This is a genomic window from Frigoribacterium sp. CFBP9029 (assembly GCF_034045305.1).
Classification (GTDB): domain Bacteria; phylum Actinomycetota; class Actinomycetes; order Actinomycetales; family Microbacteriaceae; genus Frigoribacterium.
This window is the reverse complement of record NZ_JAXCWB010000002.1, coordinates 227,970-240,947: the sequence shown is the minus strand read 5'-3', so window position 1 is coordinate 240,947 and position 12,978 is coordinate 227,970. Positions and strand designations below refer to the sequence as shown.

Annotated in this window: 11 protein-coding genes; 4 read left to right on the top strand and 7 right to left on the bottom strand. The window is 71.7% G+C overall.

Annotation, left to right across the window (positions count from 1 at the left end):
* Positions 1-80: 80 nt before the first annotated feature.
* From SOM11_RS03645 to SOM11_RS03635, 3 genes are all read right to left on the bottom strand, one after another.
* Complete coding sequence (locus tag SOM11_RS03645; protein WP_192060593.1) at positions 81-1,874, bottom strand: DEAD/DEAH box helicase; 1,794 nt, start codon at positions 1,872-1,874, stop codon at positions 81-83.
* 62 nt (positions 1,875-1,936) lie between these two features.
* Entirely contained in the window at positions 1,937-3,265 is a 1,329-nt protein-coding gene (dinB, locus tag SOM11_RS03640) for a DNA polymerase IV (protein ID WP_320477203.1), read from the bottom strand.
* A 36-nt stretch (positions 3,266-3,301) separates the two neighbouring features.
* Positions 3,302-4,495, bottom strand: coding sequence for an acyl-CoA dehydrogenase family protein (locus SOM11_RS03635; RefSeq protein WP_320477202.1), 1,194 nt, complete (start codon positions 4,493-4,495; stop codon positions 3,302-3,304).
* A 39-nt stretch (positions 4,496-4,534) separates the two neighbouring features.
* Here SOM11_RS03635 and SOM11_RS03630 point away from each other — a divergent pair, with 39 nt between their 5' ends.
* Positions 4,535-5,323, top strand: coding sequence for an SGNH/GDSL hydrolase family protein (locus SOM11_RS03630; RefSeq protein WP_320477201.1), 789 nt, complete (start codon positions 4,535-4,537; stop codon positions 5,321-5,323).
* Between the two features lie 51 nt (positions 5,324-5,374).
* Here SOM11_RS03630 and SOM11_RS03625 read toward each other — a convergent pair whose 3' ends face one another.
* On the bottom strand, positions 5,375-6,613 hold the full coding sequence (locus SOM11_RS03625) for a D-alanyl-D-alanine carboxypeptidase (protein ID WP_320477200.1): 1,239 nt from the start codon (positions 6,611-6,613) through the stop codon (positions 5,375-5,377).
* Positions 6,610-7,434 (bottom strand): TrmH family RNA methyltransferase, encoded by an 825-nt coding sequence (locus SOM11_RS03620; RefSeq protein ID WP_192060381.1) that lies wholly within the window; start codon positions 7,432-7,434, stop codon positions 6,610-6,612. Before SOM11_RS03620 ends, SOM11_RS03625 begins: the two co-directional genes overlap by 4 nt.
* Positions 7,435-7,535: 101 nt before the next feature.
* On the opposite strand from SOM11_RS03620, the gene SOM11_RS03615 reads away from it, so the two are divergent.
* Both SOM11_RS03615 and SOM11_RS03610 read left to right on the top strand, forming a co-directional pair.
* The gene (locus SOM11_RS03615) at positions 7,536-8,402 is read left to right on the top strand and encodes an NAD-dependent protein deacetylase (protein ID WP_192060380.1); all 867 of its coding nucleotides are present in this window, start codon (positions 7,536-7,538) and stop codon (positions 8,400-8,402) included.
* 30 nt (positions 8,403-8,432) lie between these two features.
* Positions 8,433-9,077, top strand: coding sequence for a histidine phosphatase family protein (locus SOM11_RS03610; protein ID WP_192060379.1), 645 nt, complete (start codon positions 8,433-8,435; stop codon positions 9,075-9,077).
* 21 nt (positions 9,078-9,098) lie between these two features.
* On the opposite strand, the gene SOM11_RS03605 is transcribed toward SOM11_RS03610, so the two are convergent.
* Together SOM11_RS03605 and SOM11_RS03600 are read right to left on the bottom strand one after the other, a co-directional pair.
* On the bottom strand, positions 9,099-10,178 hold the full coding sequence (locus SOM11_RS03605) for a glycosyltransferase family 1 protein (RefSeq protein WP_320477199.1): 1,080 nt from the start codon (positions 10,176-10,178) through the stop codon (positions 9,099-9,101).
* A complete protein-coding gene (locus tag SOM11_RS03600; RefSeq protein WP_320477198.1) occupies positions 10,175-11,080 on the bottom strand; it encodes an alpha/beta fold hydrolase in 906 nt (301 codons plus the stop codon). The genes SOM11_RS03605 and SOM11_RS03600 overlap by 4 nt, the downstream gene beginning before the upstream one ends.
* 70 nt (positions 11,081-11,150) lie before the next feature.
* Here SOM11_RS03600 and treS point away from each other — a divergent pair, with 70 nt between their 5' ends.
* Entirely contained in the window at positions 11,151-12,890 is a 1,740-nt protein-coding gene (treS, locus tag SOM11_RS03595) for a maltose alpha-D-glucosyltransferase (RefSeq protein ID WP_192060377.1), read from the top strand.
* Positions 12,891-12,978 lie beyond the last annotated feature (88 nt).

Below are 12,978 nucleotides of genomic sequence, written 5' to 3'. Positions count from 1 at the left end.
CGATCGTACGCGGCGGGAGCGCCAGCGGCTGCGTCGCAGTTCGGACCCGGCGGGGAGCTGCGCCCTCGGCCGGGTCCGACTCACTTGCGGTTGCCGATGCGGCCGCGCAGCACGTCGATGCGTTTCTGGATCTGCTCGGTGCTGGCCTGCGCCACGGAGGGGCCGCCGCTGATGCGCCGCAGGTCGGCGTGGATGAGACCATGCGGTTCGTTGGAGTGACGCGACCAGATGGAGACCAGCCGGCTGAGCTCCTGACGCTGCTCTTTGATCGTCTGATAGAGGGGGCGGGCCGTCTCGACGGGGGCGGCGACCGTCGGCAGACCCGTCTTCGATGAACGACGTGCCTGCGTCGCCTGCCGTTGCCGCAGCAGGTCGCGCACCTGGTCGGGTTCGAGCAGGCCGGGGATCCCGATGAAGTCGAGCTCTTCGAGGCTCCCGATCTCGCCGCCGGTGCCGAACTCGCCGCCGTCGTAGAGGACACGGTCGAACGAGGCCTGCGAGTCGAGGGCCTCGAAGGGCTGCTGCTCGAGCAGGCTCGACGCCTTCTCCTCTCGGTTGGCGGCCGCCATCATGTCCTCTTCGGGGGCGAAGATGCCGTCGTCGGCGTTCGTCGGGCGGTCGAGCGCGTGGTCGCGTTCGAGTTCGAGCTGCCCGGCCAGCGCCATCAGACTCGGGACGCTCGGCAGGAAGATCGACGCGGTCTCACCCCGACGACGGGCACGCACGAAGCGACCGACGACCTGGGCGAAGAACAGCGGCGTGGAGGCGGAGGTCGCGTAGACGCCCACCGCCAGCCGCGGCACGTCGACGCCCTCGGAGACCATGCGGACCGCGACCATCCATCGGCTCTCGCTCTCGGAGAACGCCTGGATCCGGTCGCTGGCCGCCTTCTCGTCGGAGAGGACCACGGTCGGGCGTTCGCCGGTGATCTTCTGCAGCACGGCGGCGTACTGACGCGCGACCGTGTGATCGGTGGCGATGACCAGCCCGCCGGCGTCGGGGACGCCGCGACGCACCTCGGTGAGGCGCTTGTCGGCGGCCGAGAGCACGGCCGGGATCCAGTCGCCCTGAGGCGAGAGGGCCGTCCGCCAGGCCTGCGCGGTGATGTCCTTGGTCACGGCCTCGCCCAGGGAGGCGCTCATCTCGTCGCCCATGCGCGTCCGCCACCGCATCTGCCCGGCGTAGGCCATGAACAGCACCGGCCGGACGACCCCGTCGGCGAGGGCGCGACCGTAGCCGTAGGCGTAGTCGGACCGCGACGTCCGGATGCCGTGCTCGTCGGCCGAGTACGTGACGAAGGGGATGGCCGCGGTGTCCGATCGGAAGGGGGTTCCGGTGAGGGAGAGTCGCCGCGTCGCCTTGCCGTAGGCCTCGCGGATCCCGTCGCCCCAGCTGAGGGCGTCGCCGCCGTGGTGGACCTCGTCGAGGATCACGAGAGTGCGACCCGCCTCGGTGAGCGCACGGTGGACCTCGGGGTTCATGCCCACCTGGGCGTATGTGACCGCGACACCGTGGTAGTGCCGACCGAAGGTGACGTCCGCGTTCTTGAACATGGGGTCGAGTCGGAGGTTGACCCGGTCGGCCGCGTCGGCCCACTGGCGCTTGAGGTGCTCCGTCGGCGCGACGACGACCACCCGGTCGACGACCCCGCGCGAGAGCAGCTCGGTGGCGAGACGCAGGGCGAACGTCGTCTTGCCGGCACCGGGGGTGGCTGCGGCGAGGAAGTCGACCGGGTCGGTGGCGAAGTACTGCTCGAGGGCCTCGGCCTGCCAGGCGCGCAGCTTCGCGGCGGTGCCCCAGGCCGCCCTCTCGGGGAACGCGGGCGAGAGGTGCTCGGCGGCCGAGTTGCCGGCCGAGACGCCGACGTCGGTCAGATCGAGAGTGCCGTCGTCGCGGATGTCGTCGGGCCCCGAAGGGTCGTCCACGCTAGCTGTGCTCACTCGACCCCACTGTACCCGGGGTCGACGGACGGCTCGACCGGCGAAGGCCCCGGACGGCCCCGCGGCGGACGACCCGAGCCGGGTCGGCCCGAGCCCGGTCGACCGGTGCCCTGGCGGAGGAGCGACGCCGGCGTCAGCATGGCCGCACCGAATCGGGCCTGCAGGGCGTCCATCGTCGACTCGGCCTCGCGCCAGTCGGCGTCGTCGTCCCACAGGCCGAGCGAGAGCCCGCCGCCCCCGCCGGGTACGAGCTGCTCCACGCGCACCCCGACCAGTCTGATGCGCTCGTGCTGCTTGCCCGTCGCCTCGTAGACGGCGCGCACCTCGTCGTAGATGCGGCGCCCGAGGTCGGTCGGCTCGGCCAGCGTCTTCGACCGGGTGATCGTGGCGAAGTCTGTGGTGCGCAGTTTGAGCACGACGGTGCGGCCGCTCATCCCCGCCGCGCGCAGTCGCACGCCGACCTTGTCGCTGAGGCGGAGGAGCTCGCGCCGGATCTCGACGGGGTCGGTGACGTCGGTCGAGAAGGTGACCTCGTGCCCGACGCTCTTCTCCTCGGCCGTGGTCGTCACGGAGCGGGGGTCGCGGCCCCAGGCCAGCGAGTGCAGCTTGGCGCCGCCGGCAGGCCCGACGGCTCGGACGAGGGTGTCGAGGGGTGCGCCCGCGACGTCGCCGATCGTCCGCAGGCCGAGATTGAGCAGGGTCTCTTCCGTCTTGCCGCCGACCCCCCAGAGCCCGCTGATCGGACGCGGGTGCAGGAACGCGAGTGTGGCCTCGTGCGGCACGATGAGCAGACCGTCGGGCTTGGCGACGCTCGAGGCGAGCTTCGCGACGAACTTGGTCGACGCGGCGCCGATGCTGCAGTGCAGACCCGTCTCGGCGTGCACGCGCCGACGGAGCTCCGTCGCGATGTCGAAGACGGACCCGAGCAGTCGGATCGCCCCCGAGACGTCGAGGAAGGCCTCGTCGATGCCCAGCCGTTCGACCATCGGCGTGACGTCGTCGAACATCGACATGACGATCGACGAGTAGTGCCGGTACTTCTCGCCATGCGGTTCGAGGACGATCGCCTGCGGGCAGCGCCGCAGGGCGATCGCCATGGGCATGGCCGAGTTGACGCCGTACTTGCGGGCCTCGTAGGTCGCCGCCGTGACCACGGACCTGTCCGACCGGTGACCGATGACGACCGGGAGTCCGCGCAGATCGGGGCGGTCGAGCAGCTCGACCGACGCGAAGAAGGCGTCCATGTCGACGTGGAGGATCGGCGCGGTCGCATCGTCGGTGGGCACGGTGGTGACCAGCCGCCCGCTGCCGTCCTGTTTGCTCACCCGTGCATCCTCACACGGGCCTCCGACATCCGCTGCTCAGGAGACGGGCCCGAGCAGCCAGGCTGCCGTCGTGGCGTGCGCCGAGTCGGTGCTCGAGGGGTGGAACCTGCCGGCGAGCACGTCGCGCTGCAGGCGTCCCAGCTCGGACGACCTGCGGTACGAGGCGCCGCCGGCGACCGAGACGGCCTGATCGACGACGGCGCGGGCGGTCTCGGTCGTGCGGGTCTTCAGCCCCACGACGCGGGGGAACCACGACGCTCCGTGGTCGACCATCGAGTCGACGTCGCGGGCGATCGAGTCGACCTGCGGCTCGATGCCGTCGAGCGCGATGGCCGCGTCGGCGATCCGCCAGCGGACGATCGCGTCGTCCGAGAGCGGCGCCCCGCCGGCTCGACGCGACCCCCGGGTCGTGGCCGACTCGACGGCCAGTTCGACGGCACGCCGGGCGATCCCCCGGTACACCGCCGACACCAGCGTCTCGAAGACCGCGAACACGCCGAAGACGAACGGGTCGGCGCTCGGTCCGACCGGCAGACGACGGACGATGCGCGACGCCGCGACGGGAGCCTGCTCGAGACGCGTGGTGTGACTCTGGGTGGCCCGCATGCCGATGGTGTCCCAGTCCCCCAGCGACTCGTGTCCGCCGTCCTCGCGTCGCAGGAACCCGTGCACCAGCGCAGGGGCGTCGGGGTCGCCGTCGTCGCGGCCGAACACGCCGAGGCGGGTCCAGACCGGCGAGAGCGAGGTGAAGATCTTGGTGCCGGTGAACCGGTAGCCGCCCTCGCCGTCGGGCTCGGCCCTCGTGACCGAGTCGAAGAGCACCAGGTCGTTGCCCGGCTCGCTGACGCCGAAGGCGAAGATCTCGTCGCGGCCGGCCTCGTCGAGCACGTACCCGAGCGAGTCGTCGCCGCGGGCGTGCAGCAGTGCGGCGCAGCCCGTCCACACCAGGTGCATGCCGACGGCCAGCGCGGTCGCCGGGGCCGCCGTGGCCAGGCGACTCTGCAGGGCCGCGACGGCCTCGAGTCCGAGACCCGCGCCTCCTCGGTCCTCCGGGACGAACAGTCGCAGCCAGCCGCGAGACCTGAGCTCGTCGAGGTCGTCGACCGGGAACGCGTTCTCGTGATCGGACACGGCCGCCCGCTGCCGGAAGCGCTCGAGGAGCTCGTCGGGCAGCGCCTCATCGGGCGTGGTGCCGCGGGTGATGGGCGAGACGGGGCCTGGTTCGTGCACGGGTCGAGAGTAATCCGCCCGGCGGGTAACGTGGTGGGCATGTCGCAGCAACATCCGTGGTCTCGTTACGTCGCCCTGGGCGACTCGTTCACGGAGGGCATCGGCGATCCCGAAGAACGCTCGCCGGGCGGGCACCGGGGCTGGGCCGACCGGGTGGCCGAGGTCCTCGGGTCGTCGACGGAGGACTTCGCGTACGCCAACCTGGCCGTCCGCGGTCGACTGCTGCAGCAGATCATCGACGAGCAGGCCGACGCCGCGCTCGCGCTGCGCCCCGACCTCGTCACGGTCTCGGCCGGCGGCAATGACATCATCCGCCCGGGCACCGACCCCGACCGGGTCGCCGCCGGCTTCGAGGGGCTCGTCGAGCGTCTCGGCAGCGAGGGGGCCACGGTCGTCGTCTTCACCGGGCCCGACATCGGGTCCACCCCCGTGCTCGGCCGACTGCGCGGCAAGGTCGCGATCTACAACGAGCACGTGCACTCGATCGCGGCGCGGCACGACGCCGTGGTGGCCGACATGTGGGCGCTCCGCGAGCTCTCCGGGCCGGGCATGTGGGCACCCGACCGGCTGCACTTCAGCCCGCTGGGTCATCACACCATCGCGCGGATGGTCCTGGCCTCCCTCGCCGTCGAGAACGACCTCGAGCCCTACCGGCCCGAGCCGCTCGCGCGGCGCCCGTGGCGGCAGGCGCGCTCGGAAGACATGGGCTGGGCGCGCGAGTACTTCGTGCCCTGGGTGGTCCGTCGGATCCGGCACCAGTCGTCGGGCGACGGTCGGCAGGCGAAGCGGCCCGACGCCGTCATGGTCGTGCACCGCGACGAGCCCTGAGATCCGTCCTCCCCCGGTCCGCCTCGTGAGGCCGAAGGGGGGCTGTGCGATTCAGGAGGCGCGGCTGAGCCCGGCCGCGATCTCACGCGGGTGCGTCAACCGCCACCACGCCCCCGGCTCGGGGATGTCGCGATCGAGCTCGAGGGGCACGTCGACGACCTGGTCGTCGACCGTGAAGCGCACGGACCCGACCTCGGCCCCCGCCGCGTCGGGCCCGATCGGCTCCGTCGTCACGACGGCGTCGACCGCCTCGTCGCCCCAGACGAGCACCGAGGCGTCGTCGGCGGCGACGGCCTCGCCCTCGGCACCCCACGGCATGTCGTACCGTCCGAACGAGTCGCCCGCCCGCGCGAGGTCGATGGTCTGGAAGCGCGCGACCGAGCTGGCGAGCAGGGCCTGCACGTCGACGTCGAGGGCGTCGTGGTCGACGCCGCCGAGCATGACGCCCACCACCGTGACCGTCTGATCGTCGATCGCGTAGTCGGCGGAGAAGAGCAGACAGGCGCCGGCCTCGTCGAGGGTGCCGGTCTTGATGCCGGTGACGCCGTCGAGTCCGAGCAGCTCGTTCGAGTTCTCGATCTCGCCGACGCCGGGGACGGTCACGGCGTCGGTGCGGACGATCTCGGCGACGACGGGGTCGGCGAGGGCGAGTCGGCCGAGGGCGACGAGGTCGGTCGCGGTGCTCGTGTTCGCCGGCGACATGCCCGTCGGCTCGACGATGGTCGTCGAGGTCAGGCCGTTCTCGTCGAGCCACGCGTCGGTCGCGGCGACGAACGCGTCGGTGCTGCCGAAGGCCCACAGCGCCAGGGCGTCGGCGTAGTTGTTGGCCGACTCGATCAGCGACACCTCGAGGGCCTGACGCTGGGTCAGACGGAGACCGGCTGGCATCGGCGCCACCTTGCCGTTCCGGGCGAGGTACGCGTCGTAGAGCGCGGCATCGTCGGCGTCGAAGGTGATGACCGGCCCGTCGCCGCCGTCGAGGGGTCTCGCGTCGAGCACGACGAGGGCGCTGACGATCTTGCTGATGCTGGCGATCGGTCGGGGTCGGTCGTCGCCGCTCGTCGTCAGGCTGTCGTCGTAGCCGAGCGCCTGGACCGCCGTGGCCCCGTAATCGGGGAACGTCAGCGCCGGGGCGGCTTGACGGGGGGCCTCGAAGACGGAGGCGGTGGCCGACTGCGGCGACGTGGGGCCGGCGAGGGCGAGGGACGTGTACGACCCCGTCAGGACGACGAGCACGGCGACGGCCGCGGCGACCACACGACGGCGCGGTCGCCCGGGGCGCCGGCTCATCGACCCTCGACCGTGGCGGCCGGGACGCGCAGGGCCCAGAGGGCCACGGCCGAGGCCGCGGCGACGTTGAGGCTGTCGACGCCGTGCAGCATGGGGATCGTCACGACCACGTCGGACGATCGGAGGGCCGCGCGGCTGAGTCCGTCGCCCTCGGTGCCGAGGAGGAGCGCCACCCGCTCAGGAGGATCGGCGGCGTAGGCGTCGAGCGGCACCGCGTCGTCGGACAGGGCGAGGGCGGCCACCTCGAACCCCGCGGCGCGCAGCAGCTCTCCGCCCTCCGGCCAGTCGGGGAGGCGCGTCCACGGCACCTGGAGCACGGTGCCCATGCTGACGCGGACGCTCCGGCGGTAGAGCGGGTCGGCGCAGCGGGGGGTGACGAGGACGGCGTCGGCGCCGAGCCCGGCCACGGCCCGGAAGATCGCCCCGACGTTGGTGTGGTCGACGATGTCCTCCAGCACGACGACCCGGCGGGCGCCGGCGAGGACGTCGGCGATCTCGGGCAGCGCGGGGCGGTGCATGGCCGCGAGGGCGCCGCGGTGCAGGTGGTAGCCGGTCAGCGTCTCGAGCAGGGCGGCGTCGCCGATGAAGATCTCGCCCTCGAGGTCGGCCACGAGCGGTTCGATGTCGGCCAGCCAGCGGTCGGTCATGAGCACCGACCGGGGCACGTGACCCGCCCGGAGGGCCCGCTCGATCACCTTCGACGACTCGGCGATGTAGAGGCCGCCCTCCGGCTCGGTCACCCGGCGGAGCGCGACGTCGGTGAGTCGGCGGTAGTCGGCCAGAGCCGGGTGGTCGAGATCGGTGATGCGGGTGATGCGCACGGTGCTCCGGGGCGGTGAGGTCCGGGCCGTGGCCGGCCGGCGGAAGGAAAACGGGGGGTGACGACGTTTAGGCTAACGTCCACCGACCCGAAGGAGCCCCGATGGTGCCGGACGCCACGTCCTCGAGCAGCAGCGCCGTCGAGCCCGCCGCCGATGCCGCCTCGCTCGACGCCGCCGTCGAGGTCCTCCGAGGCCGCCGCGTCGCCGTGCTGACGGGCGCCGGTGTCAGCACGGACTCGGGCATCCCCGACTACCGCGGTGCGGGTGCTCCCCCGCGCAACCCGATGACGTTCCAGCAGTTCCTCTCGAGCGACCGCTATCGGAAGCGCTACTGGGCCGGCAGCCACCTCGGCTGGAAGTCCTTCCGGTCGTCCGAGCCGAACACCGGCCACCGCGCGCTGGCCGACCTCGAGCGCGCCGGGGTGATCAACGGCGTGGTGACGCAGAACGTCGACAACCTGCACGTGCGGGCCGGTTCGCGTCGGGTCGTCGATCTGCACGGCACGGTCGACCGGGTGATCTGCCTGACCTGCGGCCAGTCGTTCGCGCGCGACATGGTCGCCGCCCGACTCGCGGCGGCGAACCCCTGGCTCGAGCATCCCGAGAGCGTCCGGCTCGCGCCCGACGGCGACGTCGAGGTGGACGACATCGACTCGTTCGAGGTGCCGGTCTGCACGGTGTGCGGCGGCATGCTGAAACCCGACGTCGTCTTCTTCGGCGAGTTCGTGCCGGTCGAGCGCTTCGCCGAGGCGCGCTCGCTCGTCGTCGCCGCCGACGCGCTGCTCGTGGCGGGCTCGTCGCTGGTCGTCAACTCGGGCATCCGCCTGCTCGACCAGGCGACGCGTCGACGTCTGCCCGTCGTCGTCGTCAACCGCGGCGTCACGAAGGGCGACGGTCGGGCCGCGGTTAAGCTGAACTCCGGCACGTCAGAGACGCTGGCGGCCCTCGCGGAGCGTCTGATCCCCTGACGGGTCGTTCCGCCGATCGGAGGAACGACGGTGACCCTCTTGTACCTGGTGCGACACGGTGAGACCGACTGGAACCGTGCGCGGCGCATCCAGGGCGCGACCGACATCCCCCTGAACGACCTGGGGCGGTCGCAGGCCCGCGAGACCGGCGACCTCCTGTCGCGGAGGCGGGTGACCGCGGTCGTGGCGAGCCCCCTCGTGCGCGCCGCCGAGACGGGGGCGATCATCGCCGACGTCCTGGGGCTCCCCGCTCCTCTGCACGTCCCCGCGATCGCCGAGCGCCGCTACGGCGAGGCGGAGGGCCTGACCGGAACCGAGGTCGAAGCCCGTTTCCCGGCGGGCACCCCCGTGCCAGGACGCGAGAGCCGCACCGACCTGGTGGCCCGGGTGCTGCCCGCCCTGGCCGACATCGCCCGCAGGCACGACGGCGGGCTCGTCGTCGTGGCCACGCACGGAGCGGTCATCCGCGCCGTGGTCAACCACGTCTCCCCCGACACGGAGGCGCATGCGGGCATCCCGATCCGCAACGGATCGATCCACTCGTTCGCCTCCGACGGGGGCGATCTGGTGCTGCGCGAGTTCGACGACCCGATCGAGGTCGAGTCCGAGCGACCCGGCACGTTCGACTTCGACTATCAGAACGCCCTCGAGTCGGAGGCCGGCGGGCGCGACTGAGCCCGCGCCTCCTCGGAGGGGTCAGCTGCGGGTCGTGGTGCCGCGCGCCGCCGAGACCGACTCGAGCACGTCGGCGAGGGCCGACGCCGAGGCGTCCCAGGCGAATCGCCCGGCCTGGGCGATCGAGGCGGCGGACCGGGCGGCCCACTCGCGCTCGAGCCGACGCACCGCCGCGGCGATCGAGGCGGGCGACTCGGGGTCGAAGTAGACCGCGGCCTCGCCGCCGATCTCACGGAAGATCGGGATGTCGCTGACCACGGCCGGGGTGCCGAGCGCCATCCCCTCGACCAGGGGGATGCCGAAGCCCTCGGCACGCGAGGCCGTCACGACCGCCGTCGCACCGAGCAGCACGTCGCGGTACTCGTCGTCGCTCGCACCGTCGTGGAACACCAGCGACCCGGCGGGGGCCAGGGCCGACAAGGAGGCGCGCTCGCGTTCCGACACCCGGCTCATCAGATGCAGCCGGTACCCGTCGAGCAGCGGAAGCGCCCTCGCCAGCGCCGACACGTTCTTGTACGGCATGAACGAGCCCATGTACACGAGGTCGCGGTGACGAGGCGCCGCGCGTGGGGGCGCGGCCTCGACCGGGTCCGCCGCGTTGGTCACGACCGTGACGGGTCGGCGGGTGAGTCGATGGAGGCGCATCTCGTCGAGGGTCGTCCGGCTGACGGTCACGACGGCGTCCGCGCGGTTCAGCAGCAGTCGCTGCGGCCACCAGGCGAGGTGGTACAGCCGCCAGAGCAGCCGGATCGGCAGGGCGAACTCGGGGGGCGGCGTGCGGTTGGCGTAGTAGATGAGGTCGTGCAGCGTGAGCACGAGCGGGTAGCGGCGCCCGAACGAACCCATCGTCTGCATGGGCGACCACACGACGTCGGGTCGCAGACGATTCACCTGCAGCGCCACGAGGGGCTCGAGGGGACTCGTGGGCGCGCTGACGAGCACGTGCGGTCGATCGGGCAGCTTGTCGAGCTGCCGGGGGTCGCTCACGAGCAGGGTCACGTCGTGGGTCGTCGCCAGGGCCCCGACCACCCCCGCGGTGAAGCGGCTGATGCCGTCGTGGCGCCCGACCCTGATGTAGCGGCAGTCGACGACGACCCTCATCGCACGAACGCCTCGACCGCGGCGGCGGCCTCGCGGGGCTTCTCGTAGTGGATGAGGTGACCGACCCCGTCGATGACAGCGAGGGTCGCGTCGGGGAAGAGCGCCCGGAGCTCGTGCTGCGCGGGCAGAGCCGTGATGTCGTCGCGATCGGCCGCGACGAGCAACGTGGGCACGTCGACGCCAGCCGCGTACGTGCTGACATCGCTCGAGACGGAGGCGCGGAAGGCGTCGAGCACGACACGGCGGTCGGAGAACCGGGAGAAGTACGAGTCGTGCTGATCGTGGATCCACCGCCGCAGACCGCGGTCGTGCGTCTTGACCATGGCGAGACTCGTGAACCGCGTGACGAGAGGGCTCTGCAGGGCGGCGAGCCCGGAGCGCTCGGGCAGCGCGGCCCCGGCCCAGTAGTAGAAGACGGCCAGGCGCGTCACCACGCCCCTCGGGCCCTGCAGCGCCGGCGCCGCGATCGGATTGACGAGGACGAGTCGGGAGGCGCGGAGCCCGGAGGCGACGGCGGCCGACGTCACGATCGACCCGAACGAGTGACCCAGCACGACGACGTCGTCGCCGAGACCGATCGCCTCGACGAACGCGGTCAGCCAGGCCGCGTAGGCCTCGACGCTGTGCTCGCCCGCGAGCGGCGACGACTCGCCGAAGCCGGGAAGGTCGGGCATGATCACCCGGACCCCGGTGAGATGCGCAACGACGGGCTCGAGACCGTGGTGATCGCCGCGGAAGCCGTGGACGGCGACGACGGTGACCCGCGCCTCCTCGGGGCCCACGGGCTCGTACGTCCAGTAGCGGGTCGAGCTGCCGGCGACCTCGGCGACCCGCTCCTCGACATCGAACGCCGCGAGGCGCGAACGGTAGGGCGACGGGACGCGGGGCTCTCGGACGATCACCCCGCGAGTCTACGAGCCGCACCTTGAACCCGACGCGCGAAGGGACGCGAGCCACCGTAGAGTTGCACGCGTGAGCTTCACTGCCCCGATTCAGCAGCCCGGACTGACCCTCGACCCGAACTGGCACCGTCGTGCCGTCTTCTACGAGGTGATGGTCCGCTCGTTCGTCGACAGCAACGGGGACGGGGCGGGCGACCTCCAGGGTCTGCACTCCCGCCTCGACTACCTCCAGTGGCTCGGGGTCGACGCGCTCTGGCTGCCGCCGTTCTTCCAGTCGCCGCTCCGCGACGGCGGGTACGACATCGCCGACTACAAGTCGATCCTGCCCGAGTTCGGCACGCTCGACGAGTTCCGCGACCTCGTCACCAAGGCGCACGAGCGCAACATGCGCATCGTCATCGACATGGTGCTGAACCACACCTCCGACCAGCACGAGTGGTTCCAGCAGAGCCGCGAAGACCCCGAGGGCCCCTACGGCGACTTCTACGTCTGGCGCGACACCGACGACGAGTACGAGAACATCCGCGTCATCTTCGTCGACACGGAGGAGTCGAACTGGACCTTCGACCCGGTGCGACGCCAGTTCTTCTTCCACCGCTTCTTCTCGCACCAGCCCGACCTCAACTTCGAGAACCCCGCCGTCCAGGAGGCCGTCTTCGACGTCGTGCGCCACTGGCTGTCGATGGGCGTCGACGGTCTGCGACTCGACGCCATCCCGTACCTCTTCGAGACCGAGGAGGGCAACGGCGAGGGCGAGCCCGCGACCCACGAGTTCATCAAGCGCCTGCGTGCGATGGTCGACGAGGAGTTCCCGGGGCGGGTGCTCATCGCCGAGGCCAACCAGTGGCCCGCCGAGACCGCCGCGTTCTTCGGCACCGAAGACGAGCCCGAGTGCCACATGGCGTTCGACTTCCCCGTCATGCCCCGCATCTTCTACTCGCTGCGCGCCCAGCACGGCGGCGAGCTGAAGCGGATTCTCGCCGAGACCACCGAGGTGCCCCCGGGCGCCGCCTGGGCGGTGTTCCTCCGCAACCACGACGAGCTCACCCTCGAGATGGTCAGCGAGGAGTACCGGCAGGCGATGTACGGCTGGTACGCCTACGACCCTCGCATGCGCTCGAACATCGGCATCCGTCGTCGCCTCGCGCCGCTGCTCGACAACTCGCGCGCGGAGCTCGAGCTCGTGCACGCCCTCCTGTTCGCGCTGCCGGGCAGCCCGTTCCTGTACTACGGCGACGAGATCGGCATGGGCGACAACATCTGGCTGCCCGACCGCGACTCGTCGCGCACGCCCATGCAGTGGACGCCCGACCGCAACGCCGGCTTCTCGACCGCCGACCCGGGCAAGCTGTTCCTGCCCGTCGTGCAGTCGCTCGTCTTCAACTACAACCTGGTCAACGTCGAGAGCCAGCTGGCGCAGTCGCGCTCGCTGCTCCACTGGATCCGCAACGTGATCCACGTGCGGAAGGCGCACCCCACCTTCGGCATGGGGACCCTGTCGGTGCTCGACACCGACCACGAGTCGGTGCTCTCGTTCGTCCGCTCGTACGAGGGGTCCGAGACGCAGTTCGGCGACTCGGCCGAAGACATCCTGTGCGTCTTCTCGTTCGCTCACAACCCGACGTCGGTCACGATCCACGCCCCGCAGTTCGCGGGTCGGACGCTCTACGACCTCTTCGGCGGAGCCCAGTTCCCCTCGTTCGACGACGAGGGTCGCGTGACGCTCACCCTCGGCACGCAGGCGTTCTTCTGGCTCCACGTCGGTGACGTGCCGAACACCGGTCAGGGCGTCGTCGGTGGTGCCTCGTAAACTCGAGGCGTGACCGACACCGACCTCTCCCCGAACGCACCGTCTGACGAGGCGGTCTCCGGCGACGGATCCGCTGGCGGCGGGTTCG

Coding starts and splice junctions, on each gene's coding strand:
- SOM11_RS03630 (WP_320477201.1), top strand. CDS start 4,535: ATGTCGCAGCAACATCCGTGGTCTCGTTACGTCGCCCTGGGCGACTCG.
- SOM11_RS03625 (WP_320477200.1), bottom strand. CDS start 6,613: ATGAGCCGGCGCCCCGGGCGACCGCGCCGTCGTGTGGTCGCCGCGGCC.
- SOM11_RS03615 (WP_192060380.1), top strand. CDS start 7,536: ATGGTGCCGGACGCCACGTCCTCGAGCAGCAGCGCCGTCGAGCCCGCC.
- SOM11_RS03605 (WP_320477199.1), bottom strand. CDS start 10,178: ATGAGGGTCGTCGTCGACTGCCGCTACATCAGGGTCGGGCGCCACGAC.